The organism is Methylobacterium sp. ap11, from assembly GCF_900110515.1.
Taxonomy (GTDB): Bacteria; Pseudomonadota; Alphaproteobacteria; order Rhizobiales; family Beijerinckiaceae; genus Methylobacterium; species Methylobacterium ajmalii.
This window is the reverse complement of the sequence record NZ_FOEB01000006.1, coordinates 224,062-244,743: the sequence shown is the minus strand read 5'-3', so window position 1 is coordinate 244,743 and position 20,682 is coordinate 224,062. Positions and strand designations below refer to the sequence as shown.

The 20,682-nt window shown below is 69.2% G+C and carries 15 protein-coding genes; 9 read left to right on the top strand and 6 right to left on the bottom strand.

What is annotated here, in order from left to right; genetic code table 11:
* Positions 1 to 154: 154 nt before the first annotated feature.
* The 3 genes from pimC to BMX97_RS11430 form a co-directional block, all read right to left on the bottom strand.
* Entirely contained in the window at positions 155 to 1,363 is a 1,209-nt protein-coding gene (gene pimC / locus BMX97_RS11440) for a pimeloyl-CoA dehydrogenase large subunit (protein ID WP_091749592.1), read from the bottom strand.
* Between the two features lie 252 nt (positions 1,364 to 1,615).
* Positions 1,616 to 3,706: a 3-hydroxyacyl-CoA dehydrogenase NAD-binding domain-containing protein gene (locus tag BMX97_RS11435; RefSeq protein ID WP_091749589.1), complete on the bottom strand. Its 2,091-nt coding sequence runs from the start codon at positions 3,704 to 3,706 to the stop codon at positions 1,616 to 1,618.
* Positions 3,707 to 3,782: 76 nt separating this feature from the next.
* On the bottom strand, positions 3,783 to 4,985 hold the full coding sequence (locus BMX97_RS11430; protein ID WP_091749586.1) for an acetyl-CoA C-acyltransferase: 1,203 nt from the start codon (positions 4,983 to 4,985) through the stop codon (positions 3,783 to 3,785).
* A 244-nt stretch (positions 4,986 to 5,229) separates the two neighbouring features.
* Here BMX97_RS11430 and BMX97_RS11425 point away from each other — a divergent pair, with 244 nt between their 5' ends.
* The 4 genes from BMX97_RS11425 to BMX97_RS11410 all read left to right on the top strand — a co-directional run bounded on the left by BMX97_RS11425 (position 5,230) and on the right by BMX97_RS11410 (position 10,438).
* Entirely contained in the window at positions 5,230 to 6,003 is a 774-nt protein-coding gene (locus BMX97_RS11425) for an SDR family oxidoreductase (RefSeq protein WP_091749583.1), read from the top strand.
* Between the two features lie 52 nt (positions 6,004 to 6,055).
* Complete coding sequence (locus tag BMX97_RS11420; RefSeq protein WP_091749580.1) at positions 6,056 to 7,783, top strand: class I adenylate-forming enzyme family protein; 1,728 nt, start codon at positions 6,056 to 6,058, stop codon at positions 7,781 to 7,783.
* Between the two features lie 665 nt (positions 7,784 to 8,448).
* Positions 8,449 to 9,924 (top strand): methyl-accepting chemotaxis protein, encoded by a 1,476-nt coding sequence (locus BMX97_RS11415; protein ID WP_091749576.1) that lies wholly within the window; start codon positions 8,449 to 8,451, stop codon positions 9,922 to 9,924.
* A gap of 322 nt (positions 9,925 to 10,246) precedes the next feature.
* The gene (locus tag BMX97_RS11410) at positions 10,247 to 10,438 is read left to right on the top strand and encodes a hypothetical protein (RefSeq protein ID WP_143074604.1); all 192 of its coding nucleotides are present in this window, start codon (positions 10,247 to 10,249) and stop codon (positions 10,436 to 10,438) included.
* 100 nt (positions 10,439 to 10,538) lie between these two features.
* Here the strand turns inward: BMX97_RS11410 and BMX97_RS11405 are convergent, their stop codons facing one another.
* From BMX97_RS11405 to BMX97_RS11395, 3 genes are all read right to left on the bottom strand, one after another.
* On the bottom strand, positions 10,539 to 10,763 hold the full coding sequence (locus BMX97_RS11405) for a hypothetical protein (RefSeq protein WP_091749570.1): 225 nt from the start codon (positions 10,761 to 10,763) through the stop codon (positions 10,539 to 10,541).
* A 266-nt stretch (positions 10,764 to 11,029) separates the two neighbouring features.
* Positions 11,030 to 12,451, bottom strand: a complete 1,422-nt coding sequence (locus BMX97_RS11400) for a phosphatase PAP2 family protein (protein ID WP_091749567.1) — start codon at positions 12,449 to 12,451, stop codon at positions 11,030 to 11,032.
* 185 nt (positions 12,452 to 12,636) lie between these two features.
* On the bottom strand, positions 12,637 to 14,040 hold the full coding sequence (locus BMX97_RS11395) for a GGDEF domain-containing protein (protein WP_177202188.1): 1,404 nt from the start codon (positions 14,038 to 14,040) through the stop codon (positions 12,637 to 12,639).
* 325 nt (positions 14,041 to 14,365) lie between these two features.
* Between BMX97_RS11395 and BMX97_RS11390 the strand changes: the two genes are divergently transcribed.
* From BMX97_RS11390 to BMX97_RS11370, 5 genes are all read left to right on the top strand, one after another.
* Positions 14,366 to 14,752: a flagellar biosynthesis repressor FlbT gene (locus BMX97_RS11390; RefSeq protein WP_091749561.1), complete on the top strand. Its 387-nt coding sequence runs from the start codon at positions 14,366 to 14,368 to the stop codon at positions 14,750 to 14,752.
* A gap of 1,259 nt (positions 14,753 to 16,011) precedes the next feature.
* On the top strand, positions 16,012 to 16,812 hold the full coding sequence (locus BMX97_RS11385; RefSeq protein WP_177202187.1) for a flagellin N-terminal helical domain-containing protein: 801 nt from the start codon (positions 16,012 to 16,014) through the stop codon (positions 16,810 to 16,812).
* A 90-nt stretch (positions 16,813 to 16,902) separates the two neighbouring features.
* On the top strand, positions 16,903 to 18,327 hold the full coding sequence (locus tag BMX97_RS11380; RefSeq protein ID WP_091749555.1) for a GlcNAc-transferase family protein: 1,425 nt from the start codon (positions 16,903 to 16,905) through the stop codon (positions 18,325 to 18,327).
* 37 nt (positions 18,328 to 18,364) lie between these two features.
* Positions 18,365 to 19,129 (top strand): class I SAM-dependent methyltransferase, encoded by a 765-nt coding sequence (locus tag BMX97_RS11375; protein ID WP_091749552.1) that lies wholly within the window; start codon positions 18,365 to 18,367, stop codon positions 19,127 to 19,129.
* A 60-nt stretch (positions 19,130 to 19,189) separates the two neighbouring features.
* Positions 19,190 to 20,470, top strand: a complete 1,281-nt coding sequence (locus tag BMX97_RS11370; protein ID WP_091749549.1) for a glycosyltransferase family 2 protein — start codon at positions 19,190 to 19,192, stop codon at positions 20,468 to 20,470.
* The last annotated feature ends 212 nt before the right edge of the window (positions 20,471 to 20,682 follow it).

Sequence of the window (20,682 nt, the reverse complement as noted above, 5' to 3'; positions counted from 1 at the left end):
GGATCCAGCAGGGAAAGTGCCGCGAAGCGGCTCTGCAGGTTGCAACGTTGCAGAGATCGGTCGCTTCGCGAGTCCTTGCGCTGGTTCCCGGATCTCCTTCCGCTGACGCTCTAGTCGTCCGGGAAAGGGCGGAGTGAGTAAGGAAGCCCCGGGGCTACAGCCCCAGGATCGCTTTCGCGATGATGTTCTTCTGGATCTCGTTCGAGCCGCCGTAGATCGAGATCTTGCGCCAGTTGAAGTAGGTCGGCGCCGCCGGCCCCGCCCAGTCGGGGCCGACCGGCGGCTCGTTGCTCAAGGAATCGTCGCCCTCGTCCTCGGCCACGTAAGGCAGGGCGTAGGGGCCGACCACTTCGAGCAGCAGCTCGGTCGTCGCCTGCTGGATCTCCGAGCCCTTGATCTTGAGGATCGAGGAGGCCGGATCGGGCTTGCCCTTCTCGCGGGTGCGCTCGGCGGCCACCACGCGCAGCTGGGTCATCTCCAGCGCCTTCAGCTCGATCTCGAGCGCCGCCAGCTTCTCTCGGAAGCGCGGGTTCTCCAGGATCGGCGTGTCGCCGACCCGCTCGATCGCCGCCAGCTCCTTCAGGCGCCGGATGCGCTGCTTCGAGACGCCGACCCGGGCGATGTTGGTGCGCTCGTTGCCGAGCAGGAACTTGGCGTAGTCCCAGCCCTTGTTCTCCTGGCCGACCAGGTTCTCGACCGGCACCTTCACGTCGTCGAAGAAGACCTCGTTGACCTCGTGGCCGCCGTCGATGGTCTGGATCGGCCGCACGGTGATGCCGGGCGTCTTCATGTCGATGAGGAGGAAGCTGATGCCCTCCTGCTTCTTCACGGTGGCGTCGGTGCGCACCAGGCAGAAGATCCAGTCGGCGTACTGGCCGAGCGTAGTCCAGGTCTTCTGGCCGTTGACGATGTATTGGTCGCCCTCGCGCACCGCCTTGGTCTTGAGCGAGGCGAGGTCGGAGCCCGAACCCGGCTCGGAGAAGCCCTGGCACCACCAGTCGTCGATGTTGGCGATGCGGGGCAGGAAGTGCTTCTTCTGCGCCTCGTTGCCGAACTGGGCGATCACCGGCCCGACCATGTAGACGCCGAATTGCAGCGGCGACGGGGCCGGGAAGCTCTGGAGTTCATCCAAGAAGATGTACTGGCGCACCGGATCCCAGCCGGTGCCGCCCCACTCGACGGGCCAGTTCGGCACCGCCCAGCCCTTCTTGTTGAGGATCTTCTGCCAGATGACGATGTCGTCCTTCGACGGATGACGACCGTCGATCAGCTTCTGGCGGATCTCCTGCGGGAGATTCTCTTGGAAGAAGGTGCGGACTTCCTGGCGGAAGGCGCGCTCCTCGGGGGTGAAGCGAAGGTCCATGGGGTGCCTCCTGACTCGTTTGTTGTCTCGAATGTCTGGCTCGACGCCGAACCCTCCCCCCCTCTGCGGGGGAGGGTGGACCCTGCGTGAGCAGGGGCCGGGAGAGGGGCAGCGCGACGCTGATCCAGGGGGCGTCCGTCAGAACGATGCCGCCATATCCGGAAGCGGCGTCCCCTCTCCCGCGCGGCGCACGAGTGCTTCGCACTCGCAGCCGGGCACCCTCCCCCGCAGAGGGGGGAGGGTTGAACGGCGCTACAGGTCCTTGAAGCCCTTGCCCTCGGCGGCGAGCCGCTCCAGCAAGGCCGACGGCTTGAAGTCTTCGCCGTACTCGGCCTCGTAGGCGCGCAGGCGCTCCAGCACCTTCGGCAGACCGATCGTGTCGGCCCAGAACATCGGGCCGCCGCGATAGACCGGCCAGCCGTAGCCGTTGATCCACACGATATCGATGTCCGAGGCTCGGATCGCCTTGCCCTCCTCGAGGATCTTCGCGCCCTCGTTGATCATCGGGTAGAGGGTGCGCTCCAGGATCTCCTGGTCGTTGGCGTTCCGGCGCGCCACGCCCTGGCGCTCGGCGACCTTCGCGATGATCTCCTCGGTCACCTTGGAGGGCGTCGCCTTGCGCTTGGCGTCGTAGTCGTAGAAGCCGGCGCTCGTCTTCTGGCCGCGGCGATCCTGCTCGCACAGGAGGTCTCGCACGCTCTCCGACTTGTTGGTCTCCCGGCTCCAGCCGATGTCGAGGCCGGCGAGGTCGCTCATGGTGAACGGGCCCATCGGCAGGCCGAACTCGTAGACCACCCGGTCGACGTCCCAGGGGGTGACGCCCTCCAGGATCAGACGGTTGGCCTCGCGCTGGCGCTGGGCCAGCATGCGGTTGCCGACGAAGCCGTGGCAGACGCCGACCAGCACCGGGATCTTGCCGACCTTGCGGCCGATCTGCATCGCGGTCGCGATGACGTCCTTGGCGGTCTTCTCGCCGCGCACGACCTCCAGCAGGCGCATGACGTTGGCCGGCGAGAAGAAGTGCATGCCGATCACGTCGGCCGGCCGGCTGGTCATCGCCGCGATGGCGTCGATGTCGAGGTAGGAGGTGTTGGAGGCCAGGATCGCGCCGGGCTTGGCGATGGTGTCGAGCTTGGAAAAGATCTCCTTCTTGATGCCCATATCCTCGAACACGGCCTCGATGATGAGGTCGCACTCGGCGAGCTTTTCGAGCTCCAGGGTGTCGGTAAGGAGGCCCATCCGGGTCTCGACGTCTTCGGGCTTCAGCCGGCCCTTCTTGGCGGTGTTCTCGTAGTTGGTGCGGATGGTCTTGAGGCCGCGGTCGAGCGCGGCGCGCTTCGTCTCGACGATCGTCACCGGGATGCCGGCGTTGAGGAAGTTCATCGAGATGCCGCCGCCCATCGTGCCGGCACCGATCACGCCGACGCGGGCGATGGTGCGGGCGGGCGTGTCGTCCGGCACGTCCGGGATCTTGGCGGCCTGGCGCTCGGCGAAGAAGACGTAGCGCTGCGCCGCCGACTGGGTGCCGGAGACGAGCTTCTGGAACTCCGCGCGCTCGAAGGCCAGCCCTTCGTCGAAGGGCAGCCGGCAGGCCGCCTCGATACAGGCGATGCAGGCTTGCGGAGCCTCGAAGCCGCGGGTCTTGCGGGCATTCTCCTCGCGGAACGCCGCGAACAGGCCGGGATTCTCGCGTCCCTCGGCGATCTTGTCGTCGCGGTCGCGGATCTTCAGGAGCGGCCGGCCTTCCGCCACCACCCGCTCGGCGAAGGCGACCGCGTGGGCGCGAAGACCGTCTTCCGGCGCCAGTTCGTCGATCAGCCCCATCGCGGCCGCCGCCTTGGCGCCGATCGGCGAACCGCCGACGATGACGTCGAGGGCCTTGCGGGGCCCCACCACCCGCGGCAGGCGCTGGGTGCCGCCTGCACCCGGCAGGATGCCGAGCTTGACCTCCGGCAGGCCGACCTTGGCGCTCGGCACCGCCACCCGGTAGTGGCAGGCGAGCGCGGTCTCGAGCCCGCCGCCGAGCGCGTTGCCGTGGATCGCCGCGACGACCGGCTTGGTCGATGCCTCGATGCGGTTGAGGAGGTCGGGCAGGCTGATGCCGCTCTGCGGCTTGCCGAACTCGGTGATGTCGGCCCCGGCCGAGAACATCCGGCCGCCGCCGATCAGCACGATCGCCTCGACGGCAGCATCGGCCTCCGCGGCCTCGACCGCCGCCAGGATGCCCTGGCGAAGCGCAGTGCCGAGCGCGTTGACCGGGCCGGATTGCAGCGTCAGCACCGCGACAGCGCCCTCGCGGGCGGTCGACACGACGTTGTCGTTCGCGTTCACGTCTTGAGCCATCTTCGGCTTCGTCCCTCTGCCGGTCTCCTCCGGGCGCCTCTCGGCGGGCGCCGTCACGAGCCGGAATGTGGCAGGATCAGTAGATCTCGAACAGGCCCGCGGCGCCCATGCCGCCGCCGACGCACATCGTCACCACGCCGTACTTGGCGCCCCGGCGGCGGCCTTCCAGCAGGATGTGACCGGTCATCCGGGCGCCCGACATGCCGTAGGGGTGGCCGATCGAGATCGCGCCGCCGTTGACGTTAAGGCGCTCGTCCGGGATGCCGAGCGTGTCGCGGCAATACAGCACCTGGCTGGCGAAGGCCTCGTTCAGCTCCCACAGGTCGATGTCCTCGACCCTGAGCCCGTGCTGCTTGAGGAGCTTGGGCACCGCGAAGACCGGACCGATGCCCATCTCGTCCGGGTTGCAGCCGGCCACCGCCATGCCCCGATAGGCGCCGAGCGGCGTCAGGCCGCGGCGCTCGGCCTCGCGGGCCTCCATCAGCACGACCGCCGCCGCGCCGTCGGAGAGCTGGCTCGCGTTGCCGGCGGTGATGAACCGGCCTTCCTTGATCCGCAGGCCGTCCTTGAACACGGGCTTGAGGCCCTGAAGGTCCTCGAGCTTGGTCTGGGGCCGGTTGCCCTCGTCCTGGGAGAGCGTCACGTCCTTGTGCGAGACCGCGCCGGTCGCCTTGTCGACCACCGCCATGCGGGCGTCCATCGGCACGATCTCGTCGGCGAACTTGTTCTCGGCCTGCGCCCTGGCGGTGCGCTGCTGCGATTGCAGGGCGTAGGCGTCCTGGGCCTCGCGGCTGATGCCGTAGCGCGCCGCGACGTTCTCGGCGGTCTCGATCATCGTCATGTAGATCGCCGGCACGTGCTCGACGAGCCACGGATCCTGGCCGCGGAAGCGGTTGACCTTGTCGTTCTGGACGAGCGAGATCGACTCGAGCCCGCCGCCCACCGCGACGGCGAGCCCGTCGGTGATGATCTCCTTGGCGGCCGTCGCGATCGCCATCAGGCCCGAGGCGCATTGCCGGTCGAGGCTCATGCCCGCCACCGTCTCGGGCAGGCCCGCCCTGAGAGCGGCCTGGCGGGCGACGTTGCCGCCGGTCGAGCCCTGCTGGAGCGCGGCGCCCATCACCACGTCGCCGATCTCGGCCGGGTCGATGCCGGCGCGCTGCACCGCATGCGCGATGGCGTGGCCGCCGAGCGCCTGCCCTTGCGTGTCGTTGAACGCGCCCCGGTAGGCCTTGCCGATGGGGGTGCGCGCGGTGGCGACGATGACGGCTTCCCGCATCTCGGTTCCTCCGATGGTCCCGGCGCCGCTCTTCCGGCAGCACGGGGTTCTGCCTCATTATCGGGGATTGGGTATGGTGCCGCAAGGGCCCCGAAACCGGGACCTGAGCGAGGGGTAAGCCCCGCGTCCATCCCTCCCCACGGCCGCGTTTTCGAAAAGGCGGCTTGCTTAATCGTCATACGGGGCTAAGGTCGGCGCAAAAGCAAGGCCTGTTTTGGCAAAGGCCCACCCGGGAGGACGCTCCATGCAGACGCCGCTCTTCGATCTGACCGGCCGCGTCGCCGTCGTCACCGGCTCGTCGCGCGGCATCGGCCGGGCCATCGCCGAGCGCCTGGCCGAGCACGGCGCGAAGGTCGTCGTCTCCTCGCGCAAGGCGGAGGCCTGCGCACCCGTGGCCGAGGCGATCAACGCCCGCCACGGCGAGGAGCGGGCGATCGTGATCCCCGCCAGCATCTCGTCGAAGGCCGACCTCGAGCGGCTGGCCAAGGGGACCGAGGACCGCTTCGGCCGCATCGACACGGTCGTCTGCAACGCCGCCTCGAACCCGTATTACGGGCCGATGAGCGGCATCTCGGACGACCAGTTCCGCAAGATCCTCGACAACAACGTGATTGCCAGCCACTGGCTGATCGGCTTCTGCGCCCCCGGCATGATCGAGCGGAGGGACGGGTCGATCATCCTCGTCTCGTCGGTCGGCGGCCTGAAGGGGTCGGGCGTGATCGGCGCCTACAACGTCTCGAAGGCGGCCGATTTCCAGCTCGCCCGCAACCTCGCGGTCGAGCTCGGGCCCCACAACGTGCGGGTCAACTGCATCGCGCCGGGCCTGATCCAGACCGACTTCGCCCGCGCCCTGTGGGAGGACCCGACGTCGCGGGCCGCCTACACGGCGCGCACGCCGCTCGCCCGCATCGGCCAGCCCGACGAGATCGCGGGAGCGGCGGTCTTCCTGGCGAGCCCGGCCGGCGCCTTCATGACCGGCCAGAGCATCGTGATCGACGGCGGCCAGACCATCACCTGAGCGCCCATCCCCTTCCGCACCGCCCGAGAGTCCACCCATCACGAGCCCGCCGATGACTGCGCCGCACATGACCGCGCCTCTCTGGCCCGCCCTCCCCTTCGCCGAGGCGACCGCCCGGTTGACCGCGCCCGGTTCCCCCTTCGCCGTCGCCGAGACCCCGATCCGCGGCGTGCCGACCCGGATCTGGGCCAACGCGCCGCTGACCCTGCGCGACGTCTTCGTCGCCGGGCGGGCGCATGGCGAAAAAACCTTCCTGGTCTACGAGGACGAGCGCGCGACGTTCGAGGCGTTCGGCCGCGCCACCCTGGCGCTCGCCGCCGACCTGATCCGCGGCGGGGTCCGGCCCGGCGACCGGGTGGCGGTGGCGATGCGCAACCTGCCGGAATGGCCGGTGGCGTTCTTCGCCGCGATCCTGGCCGGCGCGGTCGTCACGCCGCTCAACGCCTGGTGGACCGGCCCCGAGCTCGATCACGGCTTCCTGGATTCCGGCGCCAGCGTCGCCATCGTCGACGAGGAGCGCTGGGCCCGCATCGCGGAGCGCCGCGCCGCCTACCCGGCGCTCGCGCGGGTGCTCCTCGCCCGCGCGCCGGTCGCGCCCGGTACCGAGAGCCTGTCCGACATCATCGGCCCGGTCGCCGAGTGGGCCGGGCTGCCGGAGGGAAGCCTGCCGGAGGTCGCGGTCGGCCCCGAGGACGTCTCCACCCTGTTCTACACCTCCGGCACCACCGGCCGCTCGAAGGGCGCGATCGGCACCCACCGGGCCGGCGCCTGCGGGGTGATGGCGCATCCGTTCTCGGCCGCGCGGGCCTTCCTGCGCCGGGGCGAGCCGGTGCCGGCGCCGGACCCGGCCGCGCCCCAGCGGGCCGCCCTGCTGTCGATCCCGCTCTTCCACGTCACCGGCTGCTTCGCCACCCTGGTACCGAACCTCTATCGCGGCGGGCGCCTGGTGATGATGCGGCGCTGGGACCTCGCCCGCGCCATGGCGCTGATCGAGCGCGAGCGCTGCACCAGTGCCGGCGGCGTGCCGACGATCGCGTTCCAGCTCCTCGACGGGATGGCGGCCGGCACCCACGACCTCTCCTCCCTGGAGACGATCAGCTACGGCGGCGCCCCGGCCCCGGCCGAATTGGTCCGGCGCCTGCGCGCCGCCTTCCCGAAGGCGCAGCCCGCCACCGGCTGGGGCATGACCGAGACCTCCGGCACCTTCACGCACCACCAGGGCGAGGATTATGTCCACCGCCCCGACAGCTGCGGCCCGGCCCTGCCGGTCTGCGAGACTCGCGCCGTGGACCCGGAGGGCCGCACCCTGCCCCCCGGCGAGGTCGGCGAGTTGTGGGTCAAGGGCCCCAACGTGGTGGCGGGCTACTGGAACCGGCCCGACGCCGATGCCGAGGTGATGCGCGAGGGCTGGCTGCGCACCGGCGACCTGGCGCGGATCGACGAGGAGGGCTTCGTCACCATCGTCGACCGGGCCAAGGACATGCTGATCCGCGGTGGCGAGAACATCTATTGCGGCGAGGTCGAGAGCGTCCTCTACGAGCACCCGGCGGTGGTCGACGCCGCCCTCGTCGGCATCCCGCATCCGACGCTCGGCGAGGAGCCCGGCGCCGTGGTGGCGATCGCCCGCGGTGCGCAGACGAGCGAGGAGGAGCTGCGCGCCTTCGTGGCCGCCCGCCTGGCCTCGTTCAAGGTGCCGGTCCGCGTCCTGCTCCACGAGGAGATCCTGCCGCGCAACCCCAACGGCAAGATCCTGAAGAGCGAGCTGAAGAAGCTGTTCTGAACGGCAATCCGCTGTTCGGTCCCGAAGGGTCTTGCGCGACGATTCTTGCCCGACGATTCTTGCCCGAGGGGTCTTGCCTCCTGCCCGCGGCCTCGTCGCGAGGTCGGGGAAAGACCCGGTCTTCGGAGCCGGTCGAACGGCCCCCGATCTCGCGAAGGTGACCGCGCAGCGTTCGCAGCGCGATCGACCGGCCGGCGCGGGACGGGCGACAATCCCGACGCGGCCGGATCGGCCATCCTCCATGTCGCTCCGGGCTGCGCCCGTAATCCAGGCGTGCGGGCGGACAATCGATCGGGCGGAGGGCCTCGCCCCGAAACATCGGCGCGTCTGGCTGCCGTCTGCCGGCGCGACCGCGGCGATCGAGAGCGTCGATCCCGCACGACCGGTCCCGCGGCGGCCGATCGGCTTCGGCTCGCGCGGATGGGTGCCACGGCGACGCTCCATTGTCGAACTTGCCTTCCGTCCCGAGGCCATGGGCCAGGTTTGCCCGGAGGTACCGCGCATCGCTGCACGCCTGCTGTCATTTAACATGTGTTTCCGATTGAGCATTTGCGAAAAGCCGCATCCATTTACTGTTAGATGTTGGACAGGACGCATCCTGTCCTTCACTATCCAATAAGATTCGTGGTGCATCGTGACGGGCAAGTCCCCGAGAGGTCGACGCCGTGCCCTTCTTGCAATCCCGCCATGCCGCGCTCCTCGCGGCGGTCGACCGATCCCAGGGACGGATCGAGTTCGACCCCGCCGGAACGATCCGGGACGCGAATGCGTGTTTCCTGGCCCTCATCGGCTACTCGCTGGCCGAGCTCCGCGGCCGTCACCACAGCCTGCTGATGCCGCCCGAGGAGCGCGAGAGCCCGGACTACGCCGCGTTCTGGGACGGGTTGCGGCAGGGCCGGTTCGAGACCCGCGAGTTCCGCCGCATCGCCAAGGACGGCCGCTCGATCTGGATCCAGGCGTCCTACAACCCGGTGCTCGATCGCCGCGGCCGCGTCGTCCGGGTGGTGAAGCTCGCCTCCGACATCACCGCCCGCAAGGAGCGCGACGCCTACCTGGCGGGCCAAGTCGCAGCCCTCGACCGGTCGCAGGCGGTGATCCACTTCACGCCCGAGGGCGTGATCACCGAGGCCAATGCCGCCTTCCTCGCCACCATGGGCTATGCCCGCGACGAGGTGGTGGGGCACCACCACCGCCTGTTCGTTCCCGAAGCGCAGCGCGACGACCCGGCCTACCTCGCGTTCTGGCGGGCGCTGGCCGAGGGCCGCCACCAGGCGGGGGAGTTCCGCCGCGTCGGCAAGGACGGGCGGGAGGTCTGGATCTTCGGCGCCTATAACCCCGTGCTCGGCCTCGACGGCAGGCCCTGCGCGGTGGTGAAGTTCGCCACCGACATCACCCACGAGGTCCGGGACCGCGAACGCCTGGCCGCCGGCCAGCGGGCGATCGAGTCCGACATCGCCGCGGTCACGCTCGCGGTCACCGACGTGTCGGACCAGGCCCGCGCCAGCGCCGAACAGACGGTCCGGGCCGCCGACAGCGTCGAGGCGGTGGCCGCCGGTGCCGGCGAGTTCTCGGCCTCCGTCGCCGCGCTCGGCCGCCACGCCGAGGAGGCTCGCGCCGCCTCGGAGGTCGCGCTGCGCCAGGCCCGGGACGCCGGCTCCATCGTCAACGGGCTGGCCGAGGCCGCCGGGCGGATCGGCGAGGTGGTGTCGCTGATCCGCGCCATCGCCGACCAGACCAACCTGCTCGCCCTCAACGCCACCATCGAGGCGGCCCGGGCCGGCGAGGCCGGCCGGGGATTCGCGGTCGTGGCCGCCGAGGTGAAGGAGCTCGCCGGGCAGACCGCCAAGGCGACCCACGAGATCGGCACGCAGATCGCGGCCGTGCAGGGCGCCACCGCGTCGGCGGTGTCGGCGATGGACGCCATCGCGGCGGCGATCGGCGAGGTCAGCGACATCTCGGTCGGCGTCGCCTCCGCCATCGCGCAGCAGGCCGGCGCGACCCGCGACATGTCGGCCAGCATGCAGGGCGCCGCCGAGGGCGTCGCCGCGGTGCGCCGGACGGTGGAGCGGATCAGCGGCTCGGCCGAGTCGGTCGACGTCTCGGTGCGCAAGATCGCGCAGGCCGCGCGGGCGCTGCTGTGACCCTCACTCCGGCTCGCGCAAGCGCGAGCCCGCGCGACGGCAGGCCGCCCGGGTGCGAACCCGTCAGGCGCTGAGCCCGAGCAGCACCACGAGGGCGATGCCGAGGGCGAGGCAGGAGCCTGCGGCGAGCAGCACGGGCATCGGACGACCTCCGGGACAGCGGCGATGCGCTAGGGGCTAGCGCTCGAGCGAGGGCTAGCGCCGGAGTACGGCCGCTCCGTGACGGTGCGGCAGCGCGGTCCGGACGATCCCGCCACCGCCACCGACTCGCTCCGGCAGTCATGTTCCGGTAGTATGGCTCCTGCGACAGACAGGGAGAGCCATGCATCTTGTTGTGACGGCCCATACGCCGGATGGGCACCTTTCCTACCAGCGGACCTCGCCGCAGGCGGCCCTGGACAAGGCCGACGAACTCGCGGCGGACGGCCACGAGTGGGTCGTGATCACCGACATCACCGGCCGCGACTACGAGCCCGGCGAATTCGACAGCCTGTTCGTCAACCCGGGCAGCTGAGGAGGAACGCCCGGCCGGTCCGTAGGCTCGGCGGGCCTCCTTCAGGTTCACGCGCCCGCTCGGGCTCGGCGCGTGATCAGGCGCGGGCGCCTTTCTCAGTTCAGGCGCCGACCTGGAGCAGGCCGCCCTCGCCGGCCGCCACGGAGGGAGCCGACGACAGCGGGCGCTTGGGGAACGGGATGATCAGGCAGGCGCGCTCCGTCGCCTCGGCGTCGCGGCTCCGGCCGGTCCGCCGGATCGCGGCGGCGATCGCCACCATCGCGCGGGGGGAGTAGCCGCGACGACGCAGCCAGGCCGGGATCGAGGAGGAGCTTCGCTTCGACATGGTCGGATGAGCCACTGCAGGTTTGTCGTGGCTTAAGTTCAAACACGGATGCGACATGCGGGAAACGTCGCTGCGTCCCAGTTTCTTGCCTCAGAATCCCAAGCCGCGGACCGCATCCTTGAAGCCCCGGTATCGGAGCGCGACATCGTCAGACCGCATCCGAGCAGGGCCCCCTATCGAGGGCCCCTCATCTCGGCGCCGTCTCGTGCCCGCGCGATCCGGCGACCGGGCGTCCCGCCCGCCGGATCGGCGCCGCCCGGATCGCCTCAGCGTCCGGCCTGCTTGCGCGCGGCCAGTTCCGCCGCCTTGCCCGAAGCCGCGTAGAGGTTGAGGCGCGAATAGACCCCGAAGGCCGAGCCGTCGTCGAGGAAGCCGCCGCCCGGCCCCTGCGTCTCGGTCAGGATGACGTTCGCCTCCGCCAGGGACAGGGACGGGAAGGCCGCGGTCAGGAGGTGACCCGCCTCGGGGGCGAGCTTGGCCACGTCCTCGACCGTGCCGGCGGTCTCGGCATGGACCACCGGCAGGCCGTAGGTCTGGGTCGTCTCGTAGAAGGCGGCGTTGGCGGTGGCGTCCCGGAACCGGCCGGTATCGGCCTGCGCGCAGGTCGCCACCGCGTCGCCGCAGACCTCCTTGAGCACCCGGGCGAGGTCGGAGCGGGCGGCCTCCAGGGCGGCGCGGTAATCGGTGATCGCGACCGCGTCGTTGGTGGCCCGGCTCATCTCGCCGATCACCGCCGGGTTCTTGCGGATCTGGCCGACATAGGCCGGATCGTTGGCGAGCAGGTGGGCGACCGCGTGGAGCGCCACCGTGCGTCCGCCGAGCACGTCCATGGCGTAATGCGCGCCGACGACGATGCGGTTGTTGCCGTACTCGGCCGCCCGCACGATCATCTGCTGGTAGCGCTCGGGGACGAGGAGCGCGAGGACCAGGGCCTCGGTGTAGCCGTAGGTGGTGTGGCCGCTCGGATAGGACGGGCTGTCGGTCAGGTTCTGGCTCGGCCCGTGCAGCCAGTCGAGGCTGTGCGAGCCCTGCCCGAAATAGTCGGCCCCGCGATAGGCGGTGAGCCGCGCCAGGGTCTGGAACGGGCGGGAATTGCCGTAGGCGTCGGCACCCTTGGCGCCGGCCGGCCGCTCGTAGGCCTTGCCGAACACGTCGGCGACGCCGCCGCGTGCCGCGAGGATCGCCGCGGCCGCCTCCGAGACCGGCGCCTTGCCGTCGGTGGTGCCGTTGGCAAAGAAGTATTTTCCGGAGTTCGAATCCGACTTGGTGATGTTGTTGGTGTAGCCGATCACGTCGGCGACCGACTGGGTCACGTTGCCGAAGGTCTTGTAGTCGGTGTAGCGCGCCCGCTCCTGGTAGATCGTACCGAGCCGGCTGCCGAGCCCGTCGGCGAGCTCGGTGGCGTTGCCGTCGGTGATGAAGCAGTCGCGCAGGGCGAGCTGCCGCTGCTCGTCGAGGGGCATCAGGTAGGGCTGCTGCCCGGCGCCCGACTGGATGTCGCCGGTGACCCGCAGGTTGGCGGCGAGCGCCGCCCGCCCGGCCTCGGTCCGCGGCAGCGCGCTCACGGTGGCGAGCCCCTTCAGGGCGGTGAGGTTCGTCGCGGTCTGCGCTTCCGCCGGAAGCGGCAGCAGCAGGCAGGCCAGTGCCGCACCGCGAACCGCCGCACCGTGAATCGTCGCCCTGCGCATGATGTCGGCCTCCCGCCGCGTGGCTCGATGGCGCCGCCGCGAGACGGGGCCGCCCGCCTCCTGTTGGGCGCGGTGGCCGCCTCCTGTCCAGCCCGGACCGCGACCTTTCGCATCCCGACGGGTCGGGCGGTGGGCATCGGAGGTCGAACGCGGATCCAGCCCCACGCCGCTCTGCCCCGCCGATGTCAGGCGGCCCGCTCCACCCGGTTCCGCCCGGCCGCCTTGGCGGCGTAGAGCGCCGCGTCGGCCTGGGCGAGCAGCGCCTCCAGGGACGGCGGCCGGTCCGCGTCCGCGACCGCGAGACCCAGGCTCACGCTCATCCCCGACAGGGGCGGGACGGATCCGCCCGCGCCGTCCTCGGCCGGCACGGACAGCGCCGCCACCCGCAGGCGGAGGCGCTCCGCGGCGAGCCAAGCCTCGCTCGCCCCGGCCGCCGGCAGCAGCACGGCGAATTCCTCGCCGCCGAGCCGTCCCAGGATCGCGCCCTCGCGCAGGCCCGCCTGCAGCCCGGCGGCGACCGCCGCCAGAACCCGGTCCCCCTGTGCATGGCCGAAGCGGTCGTTGATCTGCTTGAAGTGGTCGATGTCGATCATCAGCACCGCCGCCGGCCGGCCCGCGGCGGCGAGCTCGGCCAGGATCGCGCCGGCCCGCTCGAAAAAGGCTCCGCGCCGCAGGACGCCCGTGAGGTGGTCGTGCCGCGCCAGGTGGTCGAGCCGGCGCAGCAGATCGTTGCGGGCGCCGTTGACGATGGCCACCGCCATCGGTCCGAGCGCCACCAGGGCGATGCCGAGCCGCGCCGACATCACCGAGTTGATGTAGAGGAAGTTGCTGTCCGGCAGCCGCAGCAGGCCCACCGCGATGGCGAAGAGCTGCACGACGCTGATCGATGCCGTCAGCACCAGCGTCGGAAAGACCGGATAGCGCAGGGCGCACCAGATCAGGGCCGGGACGGGCAGTGCCAGCACCCCCGGCCCCCCGAGGACGACCGCGCAGGCCAGCGACAGCGCGAGGGCGGCCACCGGCAGGAGGTCCTCGCGCCGGCACCGGGGGCCCGCGCGCAGCCGCTCGAGGAGAAGGCGCAGGGGCCGCCGCGGCGCCGCGAGGAACGGCGGCAGCAGGATGATCGCCACGGCGAGCTGGCCGTTGAACCAGTCGAGCAGGCTGGCGACGAACCCGCGCCCGAACACCACCGCGCCGGCGGCCCCCCCGATCAGGGCCTCGGCCGCGGCGCTGGCAAGGCAGACGACCAGCACCGACGGCATGGCCCGGGGCTGGTCGAGACGGCGCGCACCGTCCGTCAGGACGCGGCCGGCGACCAGGTAGCCGGTCCCGACGCCGGCCAGGTTGGCGAGGGCGAGCCACACGGTCGGGAGCCAGGCGGTGCCGACGGCGAGATCCGCCGCCAGATAGGCCGCGAGGGCGCCGAGCCACGCCGCCGGGGTGGCGCGGCCGGGATGGCGCAGCAGCATGCCGAGCAGCACGGCGTTGGCCGGCCAGAACAGGGCGAGCGGCCCCAGCATCCGGGTCGCCAGGACGGCGAACAGGGCGCAGGGCAGCACGATCGCCCCGGCCCAGGCGAAATCCCGCACGGCCCGCCCCGCCGGCGACGTACCCGGCCCGGGCCGGCGGAGGGAGGGAGCGGGCAAAGGGGTCATGACGGCCTGCGAACGCGCCTCGCGACGCGGCGGGGCATGCCGCATCGCCGGTCCCGCGAGGTGCCCGGGGACCGTTCCGTAGCTTCCGTTACCACGACGGCCACCCGAAGGGAGCGTGCCGCGACCGCTCCCCCACGGGATACCGGGCCATGCCGCAGGCGGTGTCGCCGCACCGCCTCGTCAGGCCTCCGTGCCGGCATGGTTAGGCAAAAATTAACCGTGATGCCGCAAGGAAGGGTGGGAAAAAAGTGCTCGATTCATGGCCCTGCGCATCGACCTCAAACCGCACGAGCGGCTGATCATCGGCGATGTCTCGATCCGCAACGGCGGTCGTCGCGCCTCGCTGACCTTCGAGACGAAGGCGAAATTCCTGCGCGAGAAGGACATCCTGACGGAAAGCCAGGCCAGGACCGCCTGCGAGAAGCTGTACGTCATCCTCCAGGCGATCTACCTGACCGACAAGGATCTCCTGATCGAGAACGAGTTCGTGCAGCACGCGAACGAGATCATGACCAGCGTACCGTCGATGGGGTTGTACATCGCCGACATCCATAAAAAGATCGAAGACGGTGATTACTACCTGGCCCTCAAGGCCGGGCAGGAGCTCATCAACTACGAAAAATACCTGACGAATCTGGTCGAGTGACGCGAGGCCGGCCGCGCGCCGCCTGACCTGCGCTCGTCAGGCCGCATCGCGACGGCGATTCTCCCCTCGGACGTCCCCGGGCGCCGCCCCGCATGGGTCGGCGGCCTGGGCCGCTCGCGTGCAACCCCCTCGATGCCCCGGCGCGTCGCGTGTCTCCGCCATCGCCTTCGCGAGGTGTTCCGCCCCGACGGCCGGACGGCACCTTGCGGATCGCGCCCCGAGACGCCGAGGGCACCGGCGGCAGGATCCTGCCCTGCCCCACCGCCCGACGGCATCGGCGCGCCGGCCCGTTCCGCGACAGGGCGGCGGGGTTCGGGGATGCCGCGGTCGCAGATCGCCGTTTCGATCCATCCCCCGGGACGGCGCGATCGCTCCCCCCGGTATCCATGCCCTCCCCTTAGAACGATAGCCGCTCGACCGGGCGGCCTAGGACGTGATGCCTAAGCAGACTTGCGTTGGCAGGCCAACGCTTCGCCCGCTTAGGTTCTTGTTTCGTCGCAGATTTTCGGCGCCGAACCGGTAACCACTTCGGCGAAATCTGCTTAGGAAGACCGGGATGCGCCGGCAGAGATCGTCGGTCGCGGGCTGTGCCGGCTCCTCTCAGCGGGAAAAGAGTAAACGCCGAGACCGAACGGGGCTGTCTGCGCCGCGCCCGCCTCCCCTTTTCGTGGGCGGATTGTGAATAAGTGGCGCGAAGGCCGCTGGTCGGCGTCTTCGTACGGCGACCGGTTCGCGGCCCATCGCTCGGTAAAGGCATAGATATGATCTTGCGCTCGGATGCTCCGAGCCAATTTGAAGTGTATCGGCGAGGCCAACGAGAGTGATATCTACGTGATCGCGGCATTGAATTACGATATAAACTGTCAGAAAATCAATAAATGATACGAAAAACGAAATCAAATTTGATTTGTATAGTAAATAACGAAAAAAAATAATATATATGACACGAAAATTGAATGATATATTATATTGGGAAGAATTCGATCCGCCGCTATCGAGGCATGATGATCGTCGTCATGTCGTCTGATCTCATCCGCCCCGGTCGATGCAATCCGGAGTAATCCCGGACCGCGTGGTTGTCGTCGGTGACGCTGCCGTGATCCGCGTCAGGCGCCGTTCCGGAGCCCCATGGTACGGCCGCGGCGGGGCGAGGAGAACGTTTTATTAATCATTAATGGCGTACAACACGGCAACTGGCTTGACGAAGTGGAAATCGACCCATGCCTGTGACGCTTTCTGCGGGTATCCGCGATACCCTGGTGACCATTCAGCAGACCGTTGCCGACGCGACCATCGCTCAGAATCGGCTGGCGACCGGCAAGAAGGTCAACTCCGCCCTCGACAACCCGCTGAACTTTTTCGCTGCCGCCGGCCTCGACCAGCGGGCCAGCGACCTGTCCGGCCTGCAGGACAACATGCAGCAGGCCGTGCGCACCCTCACCGCCGCGAGCTCCGGCATCGACGGCATGACCAAGCTGTTCCAGACCGCCCAGGGCCTGGCGAACTCCGCCGCCGCCGAGAGCGACCCGACCCGCCGCAACACCCTGACCACCCAGTTCAACACCGTCCTCTCCCAGGTCGACGAGTTGATGAAGAACTCGGGCTACGGCGGCACCAACCTGCTCAACGGCGACAAGCTCTCGGTGTCGTTCGACGCCAAGTCGACCACCTCGACCTTGTCGATCCAGACGAATGCCGGCTCGATGGGCACCGGCGCCCTGACCTCGAACAACCTCGGCGTGGCGACGGCGGCCGCGGGCGCGTGGACCAACGCGACGACGGTGGCCGGCGGTACCTCGGCGACGAGCAACACGGTCGGCGACGCGGCGATCGCCGCCAAGCTGACGCAGCTGAGCACCGCGATCGGTACGCTGCGGACGGAGGCCAGCGGCCTCGGCTCGACGCAGGCGATCGTGGCGGCGCGCCAGGCCTTCACGACCTCGATGGTCAACACGCTGAAGAGCGGCTCGGGCTCGCTCAACACCCGCGGCCAGCTCGCCCAGACCGCCCTGTCGCTCGCCACCCAGCGCGACCAGCAGGTCCTCCAGCTTCTGAGATAAGCCCCGTCCGGCCGCCATCCGCGGCCCGGCGACGATCCCCGCACCAGCCTCACGCGACCTTCCGCGGTCGGCCAGCCTTCGAGCTCTACGATGCTGCATCTTGCTCGGCCGTTACAGGACCAGGACCTGCAGGGCCACCACGAGCGCGCCCTCGCCGTGCGCGCGGAGGGGGATCCGACGGTTCCCGACAAGGTGTGGGGGCACGACCGCATCTTCGTCTCGATCGCGGCCTTCCGCGATCCGGAATGCCAGAGGACGATCGCCGACCTCTTCGCCAAGGCCGACCGGCCGGAGCGCGTCACGGTCGGGCTCGTCCGGCAGATGGACCCCGTCGAGGACATCGACCACCTGGCCGGCCCCGAGATCCCGGTCGATCGCGTGCGCGAGCTGCGCTTCGATTGGCGGGAGAGCCGGGGCGTGTGCTGGGCGCGCTTCCTGGCCCAGAGCCTGTGGCGCGGCGAGGCGTATTTCCTCCAGATCGACGCGCACATGATCTTCGCGAAGGGCTGGGACACGGCGCTCGTCGACGAATTGCGGCGCTGCCCCAACGACAAGTCGCTGCTCTCGTTCGCCTCGCCGCCCTACCTGTCGCCGGGCGACGTGCTGTCGGACCTGTATCCCGGCCTCCTGTCCACCGGACCCTTCCACGATTGCGGCGGCATCCGCTTCACCGGCGTGTGGCCGACCGAGCCCGTCGAGGAGCAGTTCCGCATGCCGTTCATTCTGGCGGGCGGCGTGTTCGGGCCGGGCGAGATGATCCGGGACGTGCCCTACGATCCCTACCAGTGCTTCGCCCTGGAGGAAGCCTCCTACGCCGTGCGCCTCTTCACGCATGGCTGGGACGTGTATTCCGTCACCGAACGCACGATGTGGCATCAGTACCGTCAGAACAACACGCTCAAGCGCAAGACCAACTACGACGCCGCCCACGAGGCGCGCACGATGGACATGACCCGGCGCGCCTACATGCGCTTCGACCACATGACCCGGCACGGGCGCTCGACCCATCCGAGGGACACGGCGGACCTCGACATGTTCGGCCTCGGCGAGGCCCGCACCCTCGCGGCGTACGAGGATTTCTCCGGGGTCGATTTCCGCAACAAGCAAGTCAGCGAATACGCCCTGCGGGCGCGCTACATCCCGAACATCAGCGAAGTCGTCAAGTTCAGCGTCGCCTGCCTCGATTCGGCCTCGCACGCGCCGCCGGCCATGATGAGCGAGACGGAACGCCTGCTGCGGATCGCGATGCGGGAATGGTCCATCGAGCAGCTGTCCGACGAGATGGTCGGCGTGATGCTGGCGATCGCGAAGTCGGATCTCGCCGACGTCTTCCAGATGCGCAAGGGGGCCGAGATCTTCGCGCGCCGGGAGGCCCTGAAGCACGACTTCATGAACTGGGACCAGGCGGCTCTCGTGTCGGAACTCGCCCGCCTCGTCGCCTCGGTCGAGCGCGTCAACGCGGCGGCGGAGGTGCCCGATACCCGCCAGGCGCCCCCGCAGGCCCTGAGCGCCTGAGACGACCTCCGCCTTTCGAGCTTCCAGGATACCGGCGATGCAGTTCCTCCACACCAAACCCGCATCGGGTGAAGATTGCTTCGCCCGCGTCGGCGGGGTCAACTACCTCGAGATCCTGAAGGCGATCCACCGCAACCTGCGGCCGGCGACGTATCTCGAGGTCGGAACCTTCACGGGCAACACGCTGCGGCTGTCGCATTGCCCGACGATCGCCGTCGATCCGGAATTCCGGATCACCGGCGGGCTTCCCACCGAATGCCAGGTGCTCCACCTCTTCCAGAAGACCAGCGACGCCTTCTTCAAGGACCACGATCCGACGGCGATCTTCGGTGCGCCGATCGACCTGGCGTTCCTCGACGGCATGCATCGGTTCGAGTTCCTCCTGCGCGACCTGATCCATACCGAGGCTCACTGCCGGCCCAACTCGGTCGTCGTCCTGCACGACTGCCTGCCGGGGGACGCGCACATCACCGCCCGGAGCATGAACGATCCGCGGCGGGCCCAGTCGCGCAATCCCGATTTCTGGGCAGGCGACGTCTGGAAGCTCCTGCCGATCCTGCGGCGCTACCGGCCGGACATCCGCGCCATCGCGACGGATGCCGCCCCGACCGGGCTGGTGTTCCTCACCAACCTGAACCCGGCCTCCACCGTCCTGCAGCAGCACTACTTCGACATCGTCGCGGAGTGGCTGGCCGTCGATCTCGCCGATTACGGCGTCGCGCGCCTCATCGACGAAGCCGAGCCCGTGGCCGCGCGCCAGCTGGTTTCGCCGGAATTCTGTGCCAACCGGTTCTGGCTCTGATCCGTCCTCCCTTCGCACCATCTCGGGTCCAACTTCTGTCAGGCAGCTTCGGAGCGCCTCATGTCCCTCGCCCACGCCGCCGCCGCTTCCGCGCGGGATGCCTCCCCGTCGGACGAGTCGTACGGCATCGCCGAGCCGCAGCTCGCGCGGCCGGTGCTCTCGATCGTCCTGCCGACCTACAAGCGGACGGATCTCCTCGACCGGTTCTTCAAGCACCACGTCAAGATGCTGGACCAGATCGGATTCAGCTATGAGATCCTCGTCGTCGACGATGCGTCTCCGGACAACACCCAGGATATCGTCGCGTCATGGGCGGAGACCTGCCCGCACATCCGGTCGATCCGTCACGCGACGAATGTCGGCTTCCGGCCGAACTACCTCTCGTGCCTGCGCGAGGCGAAGGGCCATTTCACGGCTTACGTCGGCAACGACGACCTGCTGATCGGCGAGACCCTGCGCCAGCACATCCTGCGGATGGCGCAAGACCCCGACATCGTCATGGTGCAGGCTCCGTGGTTCCTGCTCGACGAGTACAGCGACAACAAGATATCCGGTCGTGCGTACGAAATCGACAGCGAAATGCGCTTCTATCGCGGCGAGCACGGGCGCTGCCTCGACTTCGTTCTCGACCGACACGTCTTCCCCGAGTGGTACATCATCCGGACGAACGCGGTGGCGGACATCGCCGGTCCTTACGACCGGACGACCTACCATTTCTTCTCGCAGCTCTCGAACGCGCTCGAGATCGGCGACGTCGTGTTCGCCCCCGAGCCGTACGCGATCGTGACGGCGGTCTCGCGCGGGCACGACACCCATGTCGGCAACGTGGAGACCCTGTTCGGCTGGGACGAGTACCGGGGGGGGATCGAGCATCTCGCGGCCGCCGCCCGGCGCCACGACCCGTCGTGGATCCAGGGGCAGCCCGATCTGCTCAAGCGGATCCAGCAGTTCACCAACATCCGGATGGAGGTCGCGCTGAACCTGCATCTGTATTCGGGCAACAAGAACTGGCTGCACGCCTGGCACCTGAAGTGCCGGCTCGAAGCCTACGGGATCACGCCGCTGGCGCCGTCGGTGTGCGCGGAGCTGAGCTCGCTCGCGGCCATGGAGGCCTGCGTGCTGGAACTGGTCCGCACCGGACACCGCTCGATCGTGGTCAGCGAGCGCTGCTTCTCGATCTTCCGGGAGGTCATCAAGGTCGAGCCGGACGTCACGCTTCTTTGCCAGGGCGACACCCGCGAGGCGGAGGCGACCGCCTACATCGCCTTCGGCGACGTCCCCGACTTTCCCTGCACGGCGGTCATCGACCTCGCCGCCGCCATGCGGCGCTATCAAGCCTAGAACACGACGGAAGCGACGCGGCCCAGAAACATGTAGAGACGATCCGAATACCTGAAAATACATTATTAACTATGGATGGTGGGGCGTTATTAACTTTCTGGGGCTAGGGTGTCAGTTAGCACGAAAATGTGCTCCTGGAATTCAAAAGGATAGACCATGCCTGTGACCCTTTCTTCGGGTATCCGCGATACCCTGGTGACCATCCAGCAGAC